Origin of the sequence: Streptomyces yangpuensis (assembly GCF_024666385.1) — a bacterium.
Classification (GTDB): Bacteria; Actinomycetota; Actinomycetes; order Streptomycetales; family Streptomycetaceae; genus Streptomyces; species Streptomyces yangpuensis.
The window spans coordinates 4,855,220-4,875,164 of sequence record NZ_CP102514.1 but is presented as its reverse complement, the minus strand read 5'-3'; the positions used below and the strand labels follow the sequence as shown (position 1 = coordinate 4,875,164).

20 protein-coding genes are annotated in these 19,945 nt (G+C 73.0%); 8 read left to right on the top strand and 12 right to left on the bottom strand.

The window, feature by feature from the left end:
- Window positions 1-17 precede the first annotated feature (17 nt).
- Complete coding sequence (locus NRK68_RS22505) at window positions 18-1,622, top strand: alpha/beta hydrolase (RefSeq protein ID WP_257856543.1); 1,605 nt, start codon at window positions 18-20, stop codon at window positions 1,620-1,622.
- A gap of 77 nt (window positions 1,623-1,699) precedes the next feature.
- Here the strand turns inward: NRK68_RS22505 and moeZ are convergent, their stop codons facing one another.
- From moeZ to NRK68_RS22470, 7 genes are all read right to left on the bottom strand, one after another.
- Window positions 1,700-2,878 carry an adenylyltransferase/sulfurtransferase MoeZ gene (gene moeZ, locus NRK68_RS22500; protein ID WP_183067214.1) on the bottom strand — a complete coding sequence of 393 codons (1,179 nt, stop codon included), beginning with the start codon at window positions 2,876-2,878 and terminating at the stop codon, window positions 1,700-1,702.
- Window positions 2,879-2,942: 64 nt separating this feature from the next.
- On the bottom strand, window positions 2,943-3,698 hold the full coding sequence (locus NRK68_RS22495; protein WP_257856542.1) for a spherulation-specific family 4 protein: 756 nt from the start codon (window positions 3,696-3,698) through the stop codon (window positions 2,943-2,945).
- Window positions 3,686-4,696 (bottom strand): NAD-dependent epimerase/dehydratase, encoded by a 1,011-nt coding sequence (locus NRK68_RS22490; RefSeq protein ID WP_183067212.1) that lies wholly within the window; start codon window positions 4,694-4,696, stop codon window positions 3,686-3,688. The genes NRK68_RS22495 and NRK68_RS22490 overlap by 13 nt, the downstream gene beginning before the upstream one ends.
- Before the next feature lie 135 nt (window positions 4,697-4,831).
- Window positions 4,832-5,881, bottom strand: coding sequence for a hypothetical protein (locus NRK68_RS22485; RefSeq protein ID WP_257856541.1), 1,050 nt, complete (start codon window positions 5,879-5,881; stop codon window positions 4,832-4,834).
- A complete protein-coding gene (pelF, locus tag NRK68_RS22480) occupies window positions 5,878-7,497 on the bottom strand; it encodes a GT4 family glycosyltransferase PelF (RefSeq protein WP_183067448.1) in 1,620 nt (539 codons plus the stop codon). Before pelF ends, NRK68_RS22485 begins: the two co-directional genes overlap by 4 nt.
- Window positions 7,498-7,735: 238 nt before the next feature.
- A complete protein-coding gene (locus tag NRK68_RS22475) occupies window positions 7,736-9,295 on the bottom strand; it encodes a DUF3152 domain-containing protein (protein ID WP_257856540.1) in 1,560 nt (519 codons plus the stop codon).
- Window positions 9,296-9,301: 6 nt separating this feature from the next.
- Window positions 9,302-10,297, bottom strand: a complete 996-nt coding sequence (locus NRK68_RS22470) for an alpha/beta fold hydrolase (protein ID WP_183067210.1) — start codon at window positions 10,295-10,297, stop codon at window positions 9,302-9,304.
- Between the two features lie 148 nt (window positions 10,298-10,445).
- Here NRK68_RS22470 and NRK68_RS22465 point away from each other — a divergent pair, with 148 nt between their 5' ends.
- The 4 genes from NRK68_RS22465 to NRK68_RS22450 all read left to right on the top strand — a co-directional run bounded on the left by NRK68_RS22465 (window position 10,446) and on the right by NRK68_RS22450 (window position 12,294).
- Window positions 10,446-10,661 carry a hypothetical protein gene (locus tag NRK68_RS22465; RefSeq protein ID WP_183067209.1) on the top strand — a complete coding sequence of 72 codons (216 nt, stop codon included), beginning with the start codon at window positions 10,446-10,448 and terminating at the stop codon, window positions 10,659-10,661.
- 147 nt (window positions 10,662-10,808) lie between these two features.
- Window positions 10,809-11,459, top strand: a complete 651-nt coding sequence (locus NRK68_RS22460) for a TetR/AcrR family transcriptional regulator (RefSeq protein ID WP_183067208.1) — start codon at window positions 10,809-10,811, stop codon at window positions 11,457-11,459.
- A gap of 175 nt (window positions 11,460-11,634) precedes the next feature.
- A complete protein-coding gene (locus NRK68_RS22455; protein ID WP_030029459.1) occupies window positions 11,635-11,862 on the top strand; it encodes a DUF3107 domain-containing protein in 228 nt (75 codons plus the stop codon).
- Between the two features lie 129 nt (window positions 11,863-11,991).
- On the top strand, window positions 11,992-12,294 hold the full coding sequence (locus tag NRK68_RS22450; protein ID WP_183067207.1) for a hypothetical protein: 303 nt from the start codon (window positions 11,992-11,994) through the stop codon (window positions 12,292-12,294).
- A 107-nt stretch (window positions 12,295-12,401) separates the two neighbouring features.
- On the opposite strand, the gene NRK68_RS22445 is transcribed toward NRK68_RS22450, so the two are convergent.
- Window positions 12,402-13,160: a ferritin-like fold-containing protein gene (locus NRK68_RS22445; RefSeq protein ID WP_046776038.1), complete on the bottom strand. Its 759-nt coding sequence runs from the start codon at window positions 13,158-13,160 to the stop codon at window positions 12,402-12,404.
- Between the two features lie 470 nt (window positions 13,161-13,630).
- Here NRK68_RS22445 and NRK68_RS22440 point away from each other — a divergent pair, with 470 nt between their 5' ends.
- From NRK68_RS22440 to NRK68_RS22430, 3 genes are all read left to right on the top strand, one after another.
- The gene (locus NRK68_RS22440) at window positions 13,631-15,658 is read left to right on the top strand and encodes a DEAD/DEAH box helicase (protein ID WP_257856539.1); all 2,028 of its coding nucleotides are present in this window, start codon (window positions 13,631-13,633) and stop codon (window positions 15,656-15,658) included.
- Between the two features lie 102 nt (window positions 15,659-15,760).
- A complete protein-coding gene (locus NRK68_RS22435) occupies window positions 15,761-16,618 on the top strand; it encodes an alpha/beta fold hydrolase (protein WP_257856538.1) in 858 nt (285 codons plus the stop codon).
- A 95-nt stretch (window positions 16,619-16,713) separates the two neighbouring features.
- Entirely contained in the window at window positions 16,714-16,866 is a 153-nt protein-coding gene (locus tag NRK68_RS22430) for a DUF8834 family protein (protein WP_183067205.1), read from the top strand.
- A 75-nt stretch (window positions 16,867-16,941) separates the two neighbouring features.
- On the opposite strand, the gene NRK68_RS22425 is transcribed toward NRK68_RS22430, so the two are convergent.
- The 4 genes from NRK68_RS22425 to NRK68_RS22410 all read right to left on the bottom strand — a co-directional run bounded on the left by NRK68_RS22425 (window position 16,942) and on the right by NRK68_RS22410 (window position 19,879).
- Window positions 16,942-17,547 carry a MarC family protein gene (locus tag NRK68_RS22425; protein ID WP_030962530.1) on the bottom strand — a complete coding sequence of 202 codons (606 nt, stop codon included), beginning with the start codon at window positions 17,545-17,547 and terminating at the stop codon, window positions 16,942-16,944.
- A gap of 76 nt (window positions 17,548-17,623) precedes the next feature.
- Window positions 17,624-18,487, bottom strand: a complete 864-nt coding sequence (locus NRK68_RS22420; protein ID WP_183067204.1) for a PHP domain-containing protein — start codon at window positions 18,485-18,487, stop codon at window positions 17,624-17,626.
- A gap of 102 nt (window positions 18,488-18,589) precedes the next feature.
- Window positions 18,590-19,234 carry a DUF6758 family protein gene (locus NRK68_RS22415; protein WP_183067203.1) on the bottom strand — a complete coding sequence of 215 codons (645 nt, stop codon included), beginning with the start codon at window positions 19,232-19,234 and terminating at the stop codon, window positions 18,590-18,592.
- 60 nt (window positions 19,235-19,294) lie between these two features.
- On the bottom strand, window positions 19,295-19,879 hold the full coding sequence (locus tag NRK68_RS22410; RefSeq protein WP_183067202.1) for a suppressor of fused domain protein: 585 nt from the start codon (window positions 19,877-19,879) through the stop codon (window positions 19,295-19,297).
- Between the last annotated feature and the right edge of the window lie 66 nt (window positions 19,880-19,945).

Genomic DNA, 19,945 nt, shown 5'->3' with positions numbered 1-19,945 from the left:
ACGCGCAGGATGGTGACATGCCCAAATACCTCCTGCGGGTCGCCGTCGCCGTCGCTCTCCTGGCCGGTGCGGCCGGTACCGGTGGCTGTTCCGACAGCGGGGAGGAGAAGACGCCCAAGGCCGGCGGCACCGAAGGGGCGCCCCCTCTGAAGTGGGGGGACTGCGAGGCCCCGACGGTTACCGAGGGGGGCGGGCAGGCCCCGCCCAAGGGCTGGCAGTGCGCCACGCTCCATGTGCCGCTCGACTACGCGGACCCCGAAGGAGAAACGATTCCTCTCGCTCTGATCCGGGCGAAGGCCAGGAAGCAGGACGAGCGCCTCGGCTCGCTCGTGTTCAACTTCGGCGGCCCCGGCGGGTCCGGGATCACCACCCTGCCCGGCGCCGCCAAGGAGTACGAGGCGCTGCGCGAGCGCTACGACCTGGTGAGCTTTGACCCGCGCGGGGTGGGGCGCAGCGCCCCCGTCCTGTGCCTGGACGACAAGCAGCTCGACGCGTACTACGCCTCGGAGTCCTCCCCCGACACCCCGGAGGCGGTGAAGGCGTACCTCGACAACACCCGCAGGTACCAGCAGGCCTGCGAGGCGAAGTCCGGGAAGGTGCTCCCGTACGTCGGCACCGAGAACGCCGCCCGCGACCTCGACCGGATCCGCCAGGCCCTCGGCGACGAGAAGCTCAACTACTTCGGGATCTCCTACGGGACCGAGCTCGGCGGCGTCTACGCCCACCTCTTCCCGGAGAAAGTCGGCCGGGCCGTCTTCGACGCCGTCGTCGACCCGACCGCGACCTCCGAGGAGGGGGCGCTCGGCCAGGCCAAGGGCTTCCAGCTGGCCCTCGGCAACTTCGCGCAGGACTGTGTGGACCGCGGCGACGAGTGCCGGCTGCAGGGCAGCACCGTCAAGGAGATCGAGGACAACATCATCAAGCTGCAGAAGCAGCTGGCCGCCAAACCCATCCCGGGGATCGGGGACCGGATGCTCACCGAGTCCTCGGCGACCAACGGCATCGCCCAGGCCCTCTACTCGCAGGAGCTGTGGCCGCTGCTGGAACAGGGGCTGGACGAGGCGGAGGGCGGCCAGGGGCAGCTGCTGATGGCGCTGTCCGACGCCCTCAACGGCCGCGACCAGCACGGCAACTACAGCAACATCGGCGCCGCCAACACGGCGATCAACTGCGTCGACTCCAAGGACCGGTACACCCTGGAGCAGACCAGGGCGAAGCTGCCGGAGTTCCGCGCCGCCTCGCCGGTCTTCGGGGACTTCCTCGGCTGGGCCATGATGGGCTGCACCGGCTGGCCGGTGCCCGGCACCTCCTCGACGCCGGACGTCTCCGCCCCGGGCGCCGACCCGATCCTGGTGATCGGCAACACCGGCGACCCGGCCACCCCCTACGAGGGCGCCCGCAAGATGGTCGAGCGGCTCGGCCCCGGTGTCGGCGTGGAGCTCACGTACAAGGGCGAGGGGCACGGGGCGTACAACAGCGGCGACCCGTGCGTGCAGGGGGCGGTGAACTCCTACCTGCTGGACGGGAAGGTCCCCGCCGCGAACACCGTCTGCACCCCGCCGCCGGACGCCACGCAGCCCCCCGCACAGCCGTCGGCCCCGGTGGAACCCCTCGGCGCCTGAGGCAGCACGAAGGGGCCGTACCCGCGACGAGCGTGCGGGTACGGCCCCTTCGTGAACGGATCAGTCTCGCGAACGGATCAGTAGACCGGCTTCTCGGGCTCGATCTGGTGGACCCAGCCGATGACGCCGCCGCCGACGTGGACCGCGTCGGCGAAGCCCGCGGACTTCAGGACCGCGAGGACTTCCGCACTGCGGACACCCGTCTTGCAGTGCAAGACGATGCGCTTGTCCTGCGGGAGGTCCTGGAGGGCGCCGCCCATCAGGAACTCGCCCTTGGGGATCAGCTTCGCGCCCGGGATCGAGACGATCTCGTACTCGTTGACCTCACGGACGTCGATGATCTCGATCGGCTCGTCGGTGTCGATCCACTCCTTGAGCTGCTTCGGGGTGATCGTGGAGCCGGCGGCCGCCTCCTGGGCCTCCTCCGACACGACGCCGCAGAAGGCCTCGTAGTCGATGAGTTCCTTGACGGTCGCGTTCGGACCGCAGACCGCGCAGTCGGGGTCCTTGCGGACCTTGACCTGGCGGTACTGCATCTCCAGGGCGTCGTAGATCATCAGTCGGCCGACCAGCGGCTCGCCGACACCCGTGAGGACCTTGATGGCCTCGGTGACCTGGATGGAGCCGATGGACGCGCAGAGCACGCCCAGGACGCCGCCCTCGGCGCAGCTCGGGACCATGCCCGGCGGCGGGGGCTCCGGGTAGAGGCAGCGGTAGCACGGGCCGTGCTCGGACCAGAAGACCGAGGCCTGGCCGTCGAAGCGGTAGATCGAACCCCACACGTACGGCTTGTTCAGCAGCACGCAGGCGTCGTTGACGAGGTAGCGCGTGGCGAAGTTGTCCGTGCCGTCGACGATGAGGTCGTACTGGCTGAAGATCTCCATCACGTTCTCGGCCTCGAGCCGCTCTTCGTGAAGGACCACGTTCACGTACGGATTGATGCCCAGCACGCTGTCGCGGGCGGACTCGGCCTTGGAGCGGCCGATGTCCGACTGGCTGTGGATGATCTGGCGCTGCAGGTTCGACTCGTCGACCTCGTCGAACTCCACGATGCCCAGCGTGCCGACGCCGGCCGCGGCCAGGTACATGAGGGCGGGCGAACCGAGGCCGCCCGCGCCCACGGCCAGCACCTTGGCGTTCTTGAGGCGCTTCTGACCGTCCATCCCGACATCCGGGATGATCAGGTGGCGGGAGTACCGACGGACCTCGTCAACGGTGAGCTCAGCAGCCGGCTCGACCAGGGGTGGCAGCGACACGGGGACTCCGTAGATGGGTTACGACTTAACGGTGGTTCTCTCCGTAACACTGCCACGCCCGTCTTCATTCCAAGACACCTGTTCCGACACGTGAGACGATTTCGTCCCAGTACCCGGGCATGGACGCCCACGGGTCGCGGTCCCCGACGGCGCGGCGGTCGGTGAACCAGATGGTGCCGGCGCCCTGCCAGCGGGCGATCCGCATCGCCTCCTCCAGATGGGTGCGCGGCACCCCGTGGACCAGGTGGCAGAACCGCTCGGGCGGATGGTCCGCGGTCCACTCCGCCACCTGCGACCAGCGGTAGTCGGTCCAGGCCCCGGAGAAGGTGACCAGCTGGTCGGCGGCCTCCGCGTAGCCCTCGTACGGGTGCGTGCCGTGTCCCAGCACGATCCACAGGTCCTCGCCCAGGCCGCGCAGGCTGTCGACGACCCGCCGCACCGAGGCCAGGTCCGCCCGGTAGGACGGGGTCCCGGCGAGGTAGAAGCCGCCGACCCCGTACCAGTCCCGGAAGCGGTGGGCGTCGGAGACCAGCTCCCCGAAGGACCTCGATCCGTCCCGCATCGCGAGATGGCCGAGGACCGTGCCGCCCGCGCCGTGCAGCTTGGCGGCCGCCTCGGTGCAGTGCGGGTCGGGCCGCCCGCCCGGGCCGTCCGCGACGTTCAGCACGGCCCAGTGCAGCGGGGTGCCGGGGCGGGTCAGCTCGGCCCATTCCACGGGGGCGAGCAGCGGGTGCGCGTAGCCGGGGATACCCAGCCCGAGGCGGCCGGCCCCGGTGGCGGCCGCCGCGAGCGCTCCGGGAGGCGTGGTCAGATGCGGCACGCCGCCTCCATCCAGATGTCCGCGAGGGACTCCTCCAGCCCGATCCGGGGACGCCAGCCGAGCCGGTCGCGGGCGGTGCGCACGTCCGCCTGCTGCCAGGCCCCGCAGCCGTCGGGGTACGGGAAGGGCTGAGGGCCCGTGGCGGCGAGCTGCTCGACGGTGGCCTCGGAGCGGGGCGACCCGATGGAGGCGAGCCCGGCCGGGCGGCCGGGGTGTCCGTGACCCTGCTGGGGTCCGCCGTGCGGTACGTCCAGCTCGTGCAGGGCTCCGCCGTACCCGGCGACCCGGGCCAGGACGGCGGCCGCGTCGCGCAGCCGGACCGCGCGGCCGGTGCCGATGTTCACCACGCCCTGAGCGGCTGACAGGGATGCGGCGTGCACGGCCCGTGCCACGTCCCGTACGTCGACGAAGTCGCGCTGCACGCCGAGCCCGCTGAGCTTCAGCTCGCCGTCGCCCGCCTGCATCGCACGGCGCATGGCCTCGGCGAGCCGGCCGAGCGGTGATCCGGCGGGGGTGCCGGGGCCGACGGGCGAGAAGATCCGCAGTACGACGGCGTCCAGCCCGGAGCCCAGCACCAGCTCGGTGGCGGCCAGCTTGCTGACGCCGTACGGTCCGCCGGGTCTCGGCACGGCGTCCTCGGCCGTGGAGGATCCGGGCTGGCTGGGTCCGTACTCCGCGGCGCAGCCGAGCTGCACGAGCCGGGCCCCGCAGCCGCTGCGGCGCAGCGACTCGCAGATCGTCGCGACGGCGACGGTGTTGTGCCGGGTGAGTTCGCGGGCCCCGCCCCGGGTGGCTCCGGCGCAGTTGATGACGACGCCCGGGTGGACGGCGTCGAGGAAGCGGGTGAGGGCTCCGGGGCTGCCGGTGGCGAGGTCGAAGCGGACGTCGGCGTCGTCGCCGCGGCCGAGCGCGGTGAGCTGGACGGCGGGGTCGGCGAGCAGCCGGTCGGCGACGTAGCGGCCGAGGTATCCGTTGGCTCCGATCAGCAACACCCTCATCGCGTGACCCCTTGGTCGGTTGGCTGGCCGGTCATGTCTGTTTCTCCTTGCGGACGGGTGGACGAGTGGACGGACGGGGTACGGCCAGGACTCCTCGGCGTCGGCTCCGAAGGGCTGGCTGCGGTCCCGGGGGCGTCAGGGCCTCGCGTGCGCGGATGCGCGGGACAGGGCGAGGACGGCGTGGACGAGGAGGGCGGCCGCGGCGGCGGGGGCCGCCGCCGGGACCGGGATCAGGGCGAGGGCGAGTGCGGCGGCGACGGGTCCGCGACGGGATCCGTGCCGCAGCAGGAGCCGGGTCAGGAAGAGCAGCAGGGCGAGCGGCGCGGCCGCCGTGAGGGGTGCGCCGGCGACCGCGGCCGCCGCGGCGGCGGCCGCGGTGAAGCCGGCGACGGCCGTGAACAGCAGCGGCCGGACCCGGTCGGCGAAGTCCTCCAGGGCGCGGCTCGCATCGAGCCGGGCCCGGGCCCCGGCGGCGAAGCCGGCGGCGAGCAGGTGCCCGGGACCCACGGCCAGCGCGAGGCCGACCGCGAGGGCGGTGCCGTACCGGTACGCCGCCCAGCCGGTGACGGCTGCGGCGAGCAGGTGCGCGAGCCAGGGGAACCGGCCCCCGGCGGCCCGCCCCGGCCACACCAGCGCGGCGACGGTGACGGCCACCGCGGCGGGCCCGGCCCAGCTCTGGGCCGCGGCGGCCGCACCGGTGGCGAGGGCTCCGGGCAGCAGCGCGCAGCCGAAACGGCGGTAGGCGGCCGGTCCGGGCGGGACCAGGGCCGGCGCGGCGGCGGGCGCCTCTCCGCGCGGGCTGCGGGCGTACAGCTCCTCGGCGAGGGAGAAGACGTCGCGGTGGCGGAAGCGGGCGGCGGTGCGGTCGGTGATGCCGTGGGCCTCCAGGCCGGCGGCGATCTCCAGGGGGTCCACGGCCCGCTCGCACAGCTCGCGGTGCCGGTGCAGCAGGGCCTTGACGGGATCCCCCGCGACCCGCGGTCGCGCCTGCGGTGTCGCTGCCCGCGGGCTGCCGGCCCGGTCGGGGGAGTTCGGCGAGCCGGATCCGGGGCGGTGGCCCGGCGACGCCGCGCCCGCGGTGCCGTCCTGCGGAGCCCGGTCCGGCGCTGCGGCGGGGGCGCTGTCGCCGGAGGCCCGGGATCCGGGTGCCGGCGGGGCCGCGGTGTCGGGGTCGACGGTGGTCATACGGCAGCCTCCGAGGTCGGGTCCGGTGCGGGCTTGGCCCAGGTCGGGCTGGTCCAGTGGCCGGGCACCCGCGCCTCCGGGGGCCGGGCGAAGGGGACGCCACCGTCGGGCCGTTCGGAGCCCTTGGCCAGCAGCCGCAGGTAGATCTCCTGGAAGGCGGTGATGTTCTGCTCGACGGTGAACAGCTCCAGGGCCCGTGCCCGGGCGGCCGCGCCGAGGCGCTCGGCCCGCTCGGTGTCCCCGAGCAGGGACAGGCAGGCCTCGGCGAGCGCCCGTGGGTTGCGGGGCGGGACGACGAGTCCGGTGCCGCCGATGACCTCGCGCACCGCGCCCACGTCGGTGGAGACGGTGGCGCGGCCGCAGAGCATCGCCTCGGCCAGGGTCACGGGGAAGCCCTCGATCACGGAGGACAGCACGACGATCCGTCCGGCGCCGTACGCCTCGGCCGCGGAGGGCGCCTCGGGTCCGCCGATCTCCTCGAAGGCGACCGGGTTCTCGCCGACGGTGACGCAGTCGGCGGCCTCGTCGGGGAACAGCTGCGCGGCGAGGGAGCGGCAGTCGGCGAGGTAGCCGGGGTCGGCGGCCGTGGTGAAGATCCGCAGCCGGGCGCGCGGCTCGGCCCTGCGGACCTCGGCGAAGGCGTGCAGCAGGGCGATGAGGTCCTTGGCGGGCTCCACCCGGCCGGCCCAGACGAGCGTGTCGGGGTCTCCGCGGTCGGCGGCCTCCCCGACGGTGGCGAATCGGTCCGCCTCCATCCCGGGGTGGACCGTCCGCAGCCGGTCGCGGGTGGCGCCGCAGCGCTCCTGCCAGCGCCGGGCGTGGGCGTTGCCGGGGGTCAGGAAGTCGGCGCGGGCGTAGATCTCGGAGGCGAGCCGCAGGTGGAAGGCGCCGAGCAGGGCCCGCACGGCGGGGCGGGGCTCCTCGCCCTCCCCCGCGCCGAAATGGGTCAGGTAGTGGGCGCGCAGCTGGACCCCGTACTCGGTGACCAGCAGCGGGACCCCGAAGAAGCGTTTGGCCAGAAGACCGGGGAGCGCCGCCACCCCGCCCGCGGCGGCGTGGCAGACGTCGACCGCGCCGAGGCCCTCGCCCCGGGCGTTCTCCTCGTACCAGTCGAGGGACAGCGGCCGCAGCATGGCCTCCAGTTCGTCCACGAACCGGAGCAGGTCGGTCACCTGCGCCGCCTGTACGGAGCGGCTCGCGCCCGGGGCCCGGCAGGCGGCCTCCAGCGCCCGCACCGCGGACTCGGAGCGCAGGGCCGCGTACAGCCCGCCCTGTTCGCGGGCGAGGTCGGCGAGTCCGTACAGTCCGGTGGCGAAGGCCTCCGGCGCTGCGGCGCAGATGCCGTGGACCAGCTCCTTGAAGCAGTCGGCGAAACGCCGCCGCTCGCGCCGGGAGTAGGTCCGCCCGTCGTCGGCGGGGGCCCACAGGGCGGCCGTGCGGACCCGGGTGACGTGCTCGGGCAGCGGGATCCGGGTGCGCTCCTGCTCGGCGCTGCGGCTCAGCGCGTAGAGCTCGAACTCGTGCTGCGGGAGTCCGCGCACGAGCCGGTCGCACCACAGCCTGGCCTCGCCCGTCGCATACGGATAACCACCTTCCGTGAGCAGTCCGATCCGCACGAGTGGCACCCCCGATCTCCCGGTTCAGGCGGTCGCCGTCGGTCAGGCGACCCGCCGCTGGAGAACTCAAGCGGATCTGCCGGTGGCGCGACGGACGGTTGTCCGTCGCGCCACCGGAAGGGGTGAAGAGTCGTAACTTTCCCGTACGGTTCGCGTTCGAGCACGCTAGAAGTACAGCCTCGAAAGCGCCGCGGCACAGGGGCCGGGGCCGCCGGGCGGGGAAGCCGGGCGGGGTGCGTCAGCTCTCCGGGAACGCCCAGGGGTTGGGCTTGCACTGGATGCCGTCGATGTTGAGGGACTTGGTCTGCTGCTGCATGACCGGGGCGAGCGCTCCGGGGGTGCGGCAGTTGACGTGGTCGTGTCCGAGCCGGTGCCCGACCTCGTGGTTGATCAGCATCTGACGGTAGGTCAGCATCTGGTCCGGGCCGTAGGTCTCGGAACCCTGGGCCCAGCGGAAGGCGTTGATCATCACCCGCTCGGTGCTTGCCGAGTCGCAGGAGACGTTGCCGACGACGGTGTCGAGATTCGACTTGGCACACCAGATCCCGGTGGTGCCGGGACTGGCGAGGGTGATCACGAAGTCGGCCTTGCCGCCCGGCACCCGTTCGAAGGTCCTGGTGCCGCCGTGGCCCCAGCTGCGGTCGTCGTTGAGGGTGCGGTGCACGGCCTCGGCGAAGAGCTGCGGGTCCAGGCCCAGGCCCTGCTCGACGTCGACGCGGTAGCGCACGATCTTGCCCTTGCCGGGGGCCTTGGCGACGCCGGGCACGGTGTCGAAGGTCCCGGGGCCGGCGAGTTTCGGGTCGAGTGGCAGCTGCGCGGCCATCTGCTGCTCGTAGGTCAGCTCGGGAGCGGGCGCGACGGCGGGCGGTGCGACGGGCACGGCCGCGCCGCCGTTCGGGGTCGGGCGCCCGTCGGAGCGGGAGGCGGCCGGGTCGCTGCGGTCCTTGTCGGTGGCGGCGGGCCCGCCGGCCCTGGTCTCGTCGGTGTCGCCGTCGAGGAACGTCTGGCCCCCGACGACCACCGCGAGAACGGTGGTGACCGCGGCCGCGGCCATGGCCATGCCGGTGTACGCGAGGGCCTTCTTGCCGCGGCCGGACTTCTCGGCGGCGGACTCACCCTCGACGGGCTCGGCGGCGAACTCGGCGGGCTCGACGGGCTCGACGAGCTCGGCGGCCACCGTCCCGGCGTCGGCCGGCCTGCGCGGGCCGGGCACCCGGCGGTGCGATCCGGTGGAGGTGAAGGCGTCGGCCTCCGGCCCCCCGTACGCGGGGACCTGCTCCGGCGGCGTCAGGGTGACCTGCGGGAAGCCCACGGCGGGTGTGCCGAAGGCAGGGGTGCCGGAGTCCAGGAGCGCGGCCGGAGCCGCCGCCCCGGCCACGGGGGCCTCGGGGCGGGAACGCGGCACTCCGCGCCAGTCCCCGTACACGGCACCGGAGTCGGAGCCCGCGTCGGGCCGGGCGCCCCAGGCGCCGCCCGATCCGTAACTCTGCTCGTAACTCTGCGGGTGGCCGCCGGCCCGCTCACCGGCGGCGGGCAGGTACTGCGACACATATCCCTGGTGGGTCACGGTCGGCTCGGGCCACCCGGCGTACGGGGCCCCGTTGCCGAACACGTCGTCACCGAAGACGTCACCGCCGTGGACGTCGCCGGCGAACGCCTCGTTGCCGAACGCGTCGTACGGGTACGGATCCTCGTACGGGGCGGGATCCGGCTGCGCCTGCGGGCGCGCTGCGGCGGGCGCCTGTGCCGGAGCGGACTCCGGAGCGGGCGCCCCGGATTTTCGACTGTGTCGTCCCACGACCCCTCAGCCCCTGCCGTCTTCGGTGTCCCGGTCCGCAGCCCCCGCGCCGGTGTCGCGCAGCAGCTCCGTGAAGGCGGCGGCCACCACCTCGGGGTACTCCATCATCGCCACGTGCCCGGCCTCCGGCAGACACAGCAGCCGCGATCCCCGGAAGGCCGCTGCCGCCTTGTGCGCCATACGGTACGAGACGAGTTGGTCCCGGCCACCGTAGACCAGCAGGGACGGGGCGAGCACCCGCTGCGCCTGCCGCCACAGTCCGTGCTGGCCGCCGAGGGTGTAGGCGTCGACGATGCCGCGCGAGGTGCGGGTCATCACGTCCCAGAAGTACGGGAGCGCCATCCGGCGCTCCATCTCCTCCACCGCGTTGCGGAACCCTTCGGGAGTCACCCGGGAGGGGTCTCCGTAACAGAGTTCCGTCACTCCCCGGGTGCGCTGCTCGGCGCTGAGGGCCTGGGTCATGCGGCTGAAGAGCGCGGCCACCCCGGGCAGGGCCAGGAGCGCCGTCGGCACGGTCGCCCGCTGCACACGCAGCTCGGGGAGGGCCGGCGAGACGAGCGTCAGGGTGCGCACGAGGTCGGGGCGGACGGCCGCGACCCGGGTGGAGACGGCTCCGCCGAGGGAGTTGCCGAAGAGGTGCACCGGCCCGCGCCCCGCGGCGTCGAGGTGGCGGATGACGGCGCGGGCGAACGCGGTGACGGAGTAGTCGCGGTCGGCGGGCGGCGGGGACCAGCCGAAGCCGGGCAGGTCCACGGCCTCGCCGTCGACGGTGTCCGCCAGCTGCGCCATGAGCGCGGACCAGTTCTGCGAGGAACCGCCCAGCCCGTGCACGAACAGGGCGGGCGGCAGGTCGGCGCGCTGTGGCGGGCGGACCCGGACGGCCAGTTCCAGGCCGGGCAGCACCGCGGTGCGCAGCTGCTCCCCGTCGGCCAGCCGGACCGCTCCCGCGGAGGAGGGCGGTGCGACGGTGGACCGTACGCCAGGCAGCTCGGTCGAAGACATGCGGGCAATGTTACGAGAGGATCACGTTCCACTTGTTGTGTTCGCGGTCACAGTCTCGTCGCGGACGTACTGCTGTACGGATCCGCATAGCGGTGCATCCGCGATCCTCCTAGGCTCGTAAGTGACACAAGGAAGCGAGGGGAGCGGCATGACTGTCGACCCTGCGGAGCCGGACACCTTCCGGGAGCGGTTTCCGGAATCCCCCGATCCTGAGGCCCCCGAGGCGGATGTGGCGGAGCAGCAGGCGGATCTCCGACCGGGCGACGACGACCCCGCCACGGGCCGCGAGGCGGACCAGGCCGCGGACGGCGACGCCGCCGAGCAGGCGCGCGTGGTGCAGCTCGACGAGGACGACTACCGCTGACCGACTGTCGACCGACCGCTGACCAGCGCCTCCGGGCCGTCCGTACCGCGAGAAAACTCGGCTTGGACCCCCCAGAACGGGTTACCGAAAAGTACGATGGCGGCGCGGCGCAGAGCGCCTGTGTTCCGAGAGAAAGTGGGAGGCGGCGTGACAGCCATCGAGCAGACCGAGGCAGCGCGTCCGCGGGGCACGCGACTGCCGCGCCGGGCCCGGCGCAACCAGCTGCTGGGCGCGGCCCAGGAGGTCTTCGTCGCCCAGGGTTACCACGCGGCCGCGATGGACGACATCGCCGAGCGGGCCGGGGTCAGCAAGCCGGTGCTGTACCAGCACTTCCCCGGCAAGCTCGACCTGTACCTGGCCCTGCTGGACCAGCACTGCGAGGCGCTGCTGCTGGCCGTGCGCACGGCGCTCGCGTCGACGACCGACAACAAGCTGCGCGTGGCCGCCACGATGGACGCCTACTTCGCGTACGTGGAGGACGAGGGCGGCGCCTTCCGGCTGGTCTTCGAGTCCGACCTGACGAACGAGCCGGCGGTGCGCGAGCGCGTCGACCGCGTCTCGCTGCAGTGCGCGGAGGCCATCTCCGACGTCATCGCCGAGGACACCGGCCTGTCCAAGGACGAGTCGATGCTGCTGGCCGTGGGCCTGGGCGGGGTCTCGCAGGTCGTGGCCCGCTACTGGCTCTCCAGCGAGAGCCCGGTCGCCCGCGAGACGGCGGTCGGTCTGCTGACCTCGCTCGCCTGGCGCGGCATCGCCGGGTTCCCGCTGCACGGCACCGAGTCTGCCGCGGAGTCCTGACCCCTGCCGGGGCGCCACCCCCTCGCCGGGGGCGCCACCCCCTCCTGGGGGCGTCACCTCCGGTGTTCGCTGCCAGCGTGTCCGCTCTGCGCGGTCCGCATCCCCTCTCCGGGCTAATGTGGACCGCGTACGGCGCGGCTGATCGCGCGAACCGGATCGTCGGAGGGACAAAGCCGTGGAGGTCAAGATCGGCGTGCAGCACGCACCCCGGGAGATCGTGCTGGAGAGCGACCTGAGCGCCGAGGAGCTGGAGAGCATCGTCAGCGCCGCGCTGTCCGGCAACGAGCCGCTGCTGAGCCTCACCGACAGCAAGGGCCGCAAGGTCCTGGTGCCGTCCGACCGCCTGTCGTACGTCGACCTGGGTGAGCCGACCGCACGCAAGGTCGGCTTCGGAGCGCTCTGAGAAGCTCTGACACGTTCTGAGAACTGTCCGAAACGGCCCGGTGGTTGATTCCACCGGGCCGTTTCTCTTTCTTCCGCTTCGGGTAGGACCGCAGTGACCCGGTTTGCCCTGACGTATGGGAGAGACCCGATGCTGCTGATGGAAGTGCTCGGCTCCGCGCTGTTGGGCCTCGCCCTGTCCGCCGCAGCCGTCCGAGCGCTCGCGCCCCGACTCCCCTCCCGGAGGGTGGTGCTGGTCAGCGGGGTGCTGGGGGCGCTGTTCGGGGCGTATCTCACCCATTTCGCGCTCGGCCCGGGGCAGTACACCCTGATGGCTTCCTTCATCGGGGCGGTGCTGGTGTCGGCCGTGGTGCTGTCCCTGCTGCTCCGTCCGGCCCACGCGTCGCGCCGACGCCCCCACAGGACTCCGTTTTCGCTCCCGTCGCGAGGATGACTCCTGAGGGCGGGACACCATGAGCCTGCTTTTTCCCCGGTGACCACGTACGTCGGCCCCGGCGCGCACACGGCGCGCCGGGGCCGACGGCGTACGGGACCGTCCGGTCAGGCGGCGAGGCCGAGGGCCGCCATCCGCTTGGTGTGGGCCTTGGTGATCCGGGTGAACATCTCGCCGACGGCCGCGAGGTCGAAGCCCGCCGCCATCCCGTCGACGCCGCCGACCAGCATGGTCGAGAGCGCGTCGCGCTCGGCGACCACCCGCTGGGCCTGCGAGAGGGCCTCGCCCATCAGGCGGCGGGCCCACAGGGCGAGCCGGCCGCCGCAGCGCGGGTCGGCCTCGATCGCGGCGCGCACCTTCTCGACGGCGAAGTTGCCGTGGCCGGTGTCGTCGAGCACGCCGAGGACCAGCGCGCGGGTGTCGGTGTCCAGGTGGGAGGCGACCTCACGGTAGAAGTCGCTGGCGATGGAGTCGCCGACGTACGCCTTGACCAGACCCTCCAGCCAGTCCGACGGGGCGGTCTGGCGGTGGAAGTCGTCGACGCCCTGGGCGAAGGGCTGCATGGCGGCGGTGGGCTCGGCCTCGATCTTCGCGAGGCGGTCGCGGAGCCGCTCGAAGTGGTGGAATTCGGCGGAGGCCATCGCGGCGAGCTCGGCCTTGTCGTCCAGGGTGGGCGCGAGCTTCGCGTCCTCCGCGAGGCGCTCGAAGGCCGCGAGCTCCCCGTACGCGAGCGCGCCGAGCAGGTCCACGACGGCGGCCCGGTACTGCGGCGAGGCAGATGCGGTCGCCCAGTCCTGCGAGGCGATCCCCGTGGCCTCGGCGGGGTTGCTGTCGTCGGCGGGCGAGGCGTTTTCTACGGTCGGCATGCTCCGCACAATAGCCCGCCGAAAGGCGTCTCAAGTCACCACGTCTACTCACAGCCTGTCCACCTAAACCCACCGGCCCGGTGAATTCACCCGACACACCTGCGCGATTCCGAGGTACAGTGGTAATGCGCCTGCCGAATACTCGGCGGGCCATCCGAATGAGGATGCCCGGTCGGTGGCCCGATCGGCTCCAACCGACCGCCCTCGGTGTGGTGCGTACGCACATGCGTACCGCCTCCCACGAGGGGCCCCCTCAGCGGCAGAGCGCTTGAGCGAAGGCCAGAGGTCCCGCGCAGCTTCGTACGTGGCAGTACTGCAAGCACAGCACGGTAGGACCCCCCTCGCCGCCTCGCGCCGCGTCTCACAGAAGAGGCAGCACCCTGACTACGTTCCGAGACCTCGGGATCTTTCCCGAGACGGCCGAAGCCCTTGAAGCCGTCGGCATTGTGTCCCCCTTCCCGATCCAGGAGATGACCCTCCCCGTCGCCCTTTCCGGCACGGACGTCATCGGCCAGGCCAAGACCGGAACCGGCAAAACGCTCGGTTTCGGGCTTCCGCTGCTGGAGCGGGTCGTCGTCCCCGCGGACGTCGAGGCCGGCCGGGCCACGCCCGACCAGCTGACCGACGCCCCGCAGGCCCTCGTGGTGGTTCCGACCCGCGAGCTGTGCACCCAGGTCACCAACGACCTGCTCACCGCCGGCAAGGTCCGCAACGTCCGTGTCCTGGCCATATACGGCGGCCGCGCCTACGAGCCGCAGGTCGAGGCCCTGAACAAGGGCGTCGACGTGATCGTCGGCACCCCGGGCCGCCTGCTCGACCTGGCCGGCCAGCGCAAGCTCGACCTGTCGCGCGTCCGGGCCCTCGTCCTGGACGAGGCCGACGAGATGCTCGACCTGGGCTTCCTGCCCGACGTCGAGAAGATCATGGCCTACCTGCCCGCGAAGCGTCAGACGATGCTGTTCTCGGCGACCATGCCGGGCGCGGTCATCGGCCTGGCCCGCCGGTACATGACGCAGCCGACGCACATCCGCGCCGTCTCCGAGGACGGCGAGGGCGCGACCGTCGCCAACATCACGCAGCACGTCTTCCGTGCGCACAACATGGACAAGCCGGAGCTGGTCTCCCGCATCCTGCAGGCCGAGGGCCGCGGCCTGGCCATGATCTTCTGCCGTACCAAGCGCACGGCGGCCGACATCGCCGAGCAGCTGGAGCGGCGTGGCTTCGCGTCCGGCGCCGTCCACGGCGACCTGGGCCAGGGCGCCCGCGAGCAGGCCCTGCGCGCGTTCCGCAACGGCAAGGTCGACGTGCTGGTGTGCACCGACGTCGCCGCGCGCGGTATCGACGTCGAGGGTGTGACCCACGTCATCAACTACCAGACGCCGGAGGACGAGAAGACCTTCCTGCACCGTGTGGGCCGTACCGGCCGCGCGGGCAACAAGGGCACCGCCGTCACCCTGGTCGACTGGGACGACATCCCGCGCTGGCAGCTGATCAACAAGGCGCTGGAGCTGGACTTCCATGAGCCGGTCGAGACGTACTCCACGTCGCCGCACCTGTTCGAGCAGCTGAACATCCCGGCCGGCACCAAGGGCATCCTGCCGCGCGCCGAGCGCACGCGGGCCGGCCTGAAGGCCGAGGAGCTCGAGGACCTGGGCGAGACCGGCGGCCGCGGTGGCCGTGGCGGCCGCGCCGCGCAGGCCGCCGCGACGGAGGAGCGTCCGGCCCGTACCCGTACGCCGCGCCAGCGCCGCCGTACGCGGGGCGGGTCCGAGGTCGCCGCCGAGCAGGCCGCAGTGTCCCCCGTGGCCGAGGCCGAGGCCTCGCAGGCCCCGGCCGGTGACGAGCCGCGCAGGCCGCGCCGCCGCCGGACCCGGGTGGGTGCGGTGCCGGTGCAGTCCGCTCCGGCCGTGGCGGCCGAGGCTCCCGTGGCCCCTGTGGCCCCTGTGACCCCCGTGGTCGAGGCGCCCGCCGTGGCCGCTCCGGCGGCGGTGACCCCGGTCGCCGAGGAGGCCCCGGCCAAGCCGCGGCGCGCCCGCGTCCGCAAGGCCGTGCAGAGCGCCCCGGAGCCGGACTTCCAGATGGCCCCGCTCGTCGAGCCGGCGCCCCTCCGGCCGCGGCGCCCGCGCCGGATCGTGGAGACGGCGCCCGAGCCCGACTTCCAGATGGCCCCGCCGGTCGAGCCGGTCAGGGCGCGGCGCCCCCGCAAGGCCGCGGCCGCGCCGGTGACCCCGGTCGCCGAGGCCCCGGCGGTGGCCGTGGCCGAGGAGGCTCCGGCCAAGCCGAAGCGCACCCGTACCCGCAAGGCAGCGGAGGCGGCTCCGGTCGCCGCCGAGGCCGTCGCGGTGGCGGAGGAAGCTCCGGCGAAGCCGAAGCGGACCCGTACCCGCAAGGCCGCCGCCGCTCCGGTCACCGCCGAGACGGTCCCGGTGGCCGAGGAGGCCCCCGCGAAGCCGAAGCGGACCCGTACCCGCAAGGCCGCGGCCGCGCCCGAGGCATAGGACGCGGCAGTACGCCCGACGGCCCCGTCCCCCTTCCGAGGGGGCCGGGGCCGTCGGCGTACCCGGGCCACACCGGAAGCTACGGGCCGGTAACCTCGGGTCATGAGCAAGCCCCCGCGTCTCACACTGCCGTCCGCCGCCCGTGCGTACCACCTGTCCACCGACCGTGGTTCCTTCGCCGTGCACGAGGCCGGCGAGCCGGTCCGCGGCACCGCCCTGCTGGTCCCCGGCTTCACGGGCAGCAAGGAGGACTTCATCGCCCTGCTGGAGCCGCTGGCGGCGGCCGGCTACCGGGTGGTCGCCGTCGACGGACGCGGCCAGTACGAGACGCCCGGCCCGCGCGAGGAGTCGGCGTACGGCCTGGAGGAGCTGGCCCGCGACGTTCTCGCGCAGGCCCGCGCCCTGGGCCCGGACCGCGTGCACCTGGTCGGTCACTCGCTCGGCGGGCTGGTCTCGCGCGCCGCCGTGCTGCGCGACGCCTCGCCCTTCGCCTCGCTCACCCTGCTGAGCAGCGGCCCGGCGGCGATCGCCGAGGAGCAGCAGGCGCGCACGAAGCTGCTGGTCGCCGCACTGGAGGCGATGGGCGACGACATGCCGGGCATCTGGGCGGCGATGCGGGCGCACGACGCGCAGGACGCGGCCCAGGACTCCCCCGAGCTGACGCACTTCCTGCGCGAGCGGTGGCTGGCCACCGTCCCGGAGCAGCTGATCGTCACGGGCCGGGCGCTGATCTGCGAGCCCGACCGGGTGGACGAGCTGGCCCGGGTGGCGCTGCCGAAGCTGGTGCTGTCGGGGGCCGTGGACTATGCCTGGCCGGTCCCGCTGATGGACGCGATGGCCCGGCGGCTGGACGCGCGGAGGGTGATCGTCCCGGAGACCGAGCACTCCCCGAACGCCGAGGACCCGGCGACCACGGCCGCGGCGCTGGCCTCGTTCTGGGACTCCACCACCGGCGTGTAGTTAGCCAGTGAAAAAATTTCCTTAGCGTAGGGAATGATTGCGGCACACACTTCGTTGACCCTGTGCAAGGAGAACACTGACGAAGGGAGAAGCCCGTGCGCTTCGAGATTCTGCGCCTGGACGACGTCGACGGGACCGCCGTGGACAGCACCGTCGTGGACGCGGCCTCCGTCAACCGGATCGTGCAGCAGGCCGCGTCGATCGGCCAGCGCATCCTGATCCGACCGGCCGAGAGTGCGTCCTCCTGACGCTCCGCGCGAAACGTTCACGCCCCCGCACCGGGACCGGTGCGGGGGCGTTCGCGTACGCGGGGTCCCGGGCCGTCAGGCCCCCTGGACCACCTGGAGCACGCCGTTGATGATCTGCTGGACGGCGATCGCCGACAGCATCATGCCGGCGAGCCGGGTGACGAGGACGACGCCGCCGTCCTTGATGACCCGGATGATCACCAGCGAGTAGCGCATCGTGATCCACAGCACGGCGTGCATGGCGATGATCGCGGCCCAGACGGAGACCTGGGCGGCCGCCCCGTCGGCCTTCTGGACGGCCAGGATGACGGAGACGATCGCACCGGGCCCGGCCAGCAGCGGCATGCCGAGCGGCACCAGGGCGACGTTCACATCCTTGGTCTGCTTGGGCTCGTCGGTCTTCCCCGTGAGCAGGTCGAGCGCGATCAGCAGGAGCAGCAGACCACCGGCGATCATCAGCGCCGGGACGGAGACGTGCAGGTAGTCGAGGATCTGCTGACCGCAGAGACCGAAGACCGCGATGACCCCGAAGGCCACGCAGACGGCCTGCCAGGCCATGCGGCGCTGCACCTTGACGGGACGGCCGGAGGTCAGCGCCAGGAAGATCGGCGTGATACCCGGCGGGTCCATAATCACAAAAAGGGTGAGAAAAAGGGATCCGAAGACGGCGAAGTCGAACACAGTGATGCCTTGCAGGAGAGAGGGGTGTCGCGAAGAAGAAGTGTGGGACGGGTCGAGCGGGCCGCGAAGTGGCCGGTCAGCGCTCGCGTCCGCCGGCGCCGGGCACCGGGAAGGCCCCGGTCGCGCGGCGCGTGATCTCGCCGTAGACCTCGGGGTCGGTCGTGTACTCGCCCAGACGGCAGGTCTTGCGGCTGCCGTGGTAGTCGCTGGAGCCGGTGGTCAGCAGCCCGAGGTCCGCCGCCAGTCCGCGCAGCCGCGCGCGGGTGTCGGCGTCGTGGTCCATGTGGTCCACCTCGATGCCGTCCAGGCCCGCGGCCGCCAGCTCGGCTATCGCGGACTCCGGCACGCACCGGCCGCGCTTGACCGCGGCGGGGTGCGCGAGGACGGTGACGCCGCCGGCCGCCTTGACCAGGCGTACGGCGTCGAAGGGGTCGAGCTCGTGCTTCTCGGCGTACGCGCGGCCACCGTCGGCGAGCCAGTCCGGCGTGAACGCGTCCGAGACGGTGGCCACGACGCCCAGCTCCACCAGGGCGGTGGCGATGTGCGGCCGCCCGACCGAACCGTCCCCGGCGATCCGCGCCACCTGCTCCCAGGTGACGTCCACGCCGAGATCCCGCAGCTTTCCGACCATGGTCCGGGCCCGCGGGACCCGGTCGTCCCGGACGAGTTCCCGCTCGCGGGCGAGCTCGGGCTCCTCGGGGTCGAAGAGATAGGCGAGCATGTGCACGCCGGTCCCGTCGAGCCGGCAGGACAGCTCGGCGCCGGTCACCAGCGTCAGTCGGGCGGGCAGCGCCGCGAGGGCCTCGCCGTACCCGCCCACGGTGTCGTGGTCGGTCAGCGCGACCACGTCCAGCCCGGCGTCGGCGGCGTTGCGCACCAGCTCGGCGGGGCTGTCCGTACCGTCGGACGCCGTGGAGTGGGCGTGCAGGTCGATGCGCACAGCCGGACTCCATGGGTCGTACGGACGGGGGGACACCTCAGGATAACCGGGTGGAAGGTCCGCTTTCGCCGGAAGGATCTCCACGCGGACGGCTGCGGTGATCTAGAGGGGACCCAGGATGCGCGGGCTCAGCGCCCCGCAGGGCAGGAGTTCGACCTCGGCACCGCCCTCGCGCAGGTCGGTCAGGACCAGCTCGTCGTACAGCAGGAGGCCGGACTGCTGCGGCCAGACGATCGCCCACAGCCACAGGCCGCGCGCCTCGCCGGCGAAGACGGCCCGGTCGTCCGGGCCGCCGCCGACGTTCCACAGCGGTGTCGGCCGCCCCGCCGCGACCACCTTGGTGTGCGGCGGCCCGTCCATGTTGATGGCCCGTCCGGGGTCCAGGCCGTCGATGCCCGCGTACCGGGCGCCCAGGCCGACGCCCAGCTCCTCCGCGATCAGCAGCAGCTCCCCCATGCCTCCCACCGGTCCGGGACCCGAGCAGGCGACCACCGTCGCCCGGCCCCCGCTGCGGTCGTCACCGGCGGACGCCACCCCCGTGAACAGCCATCCGAGCGGCAGCGGCCACGGCATCCACACCGGCACCCGCGCCCGGTGCACGACCACGCCCAGACCCTCCACGCTCGGCGGGATCACGGGTTGCAGGGGGTGGACAGCGCCGTGCACCGCGCACTGCCAGGAGTCGGAGAAGAGTCCGGGCGCCCTGACCCGGCCACCGCACTTCGGGCAAGTTGGTTCACCCCTCATAGGTAGCCACGCTCCTCCCCGCCCGGCCGCCCGTCAAGGCATGGTCACCCGTCCGGGCTGTCAGTCCAGTGCGACGGCGCTGCGCAGAGGGTCCCGCAGGTCCGTTCCGCGCGCGAGCCAGCGCTCCTGGAGGGCGGCCGCTCCGTGGACCCGCTTCCAGGCCGCTTCGTTCGCGGTCATCGGCAGCAGCGGCAGGAACCGCACCGCCTCCATGGGGTCGTCGAGCTCCAGGTCCTCGACCAGGCCGCCCGGTTCCGCCACGAGGACGGAGCTGAACGGCGCCCCCTCCCACAGCGGCTCGCCCACGTCGAGCGAGGCCCCGGGGGCCACGACCAGCCCCTCCACCTGCGGGGAGGCGGCCAGCACCGCGAGCGGCCTGAGCAGTTTGTCGGTGTCCGCCAGTCCTGCCCGTACGGTCAGCACCAGTTCGGCGCGCGGGCCCCGTACGGGGTCGGCCACCACGGCGGTCGGATCGGTCATCGGGTTCGCGGACATGCCGAGGGTCGCGTACCGCACGAGGTCGCCCTCGGCGAAACGGAGTACCTCGATGCGGTCGGTGCCCAGGAAGGTGACGGCGGCGCGGGCGTCGGGCTCACCGAACGCGGTGCGCAGCCGGGCCTCCACGAGGGCCAGAATTTCTGCCATGAAACGAGCATAGAACTCGTATCCGCCGGGTAAAGGGCGGGTCTTGACCATCCGTCGGCTGATAGT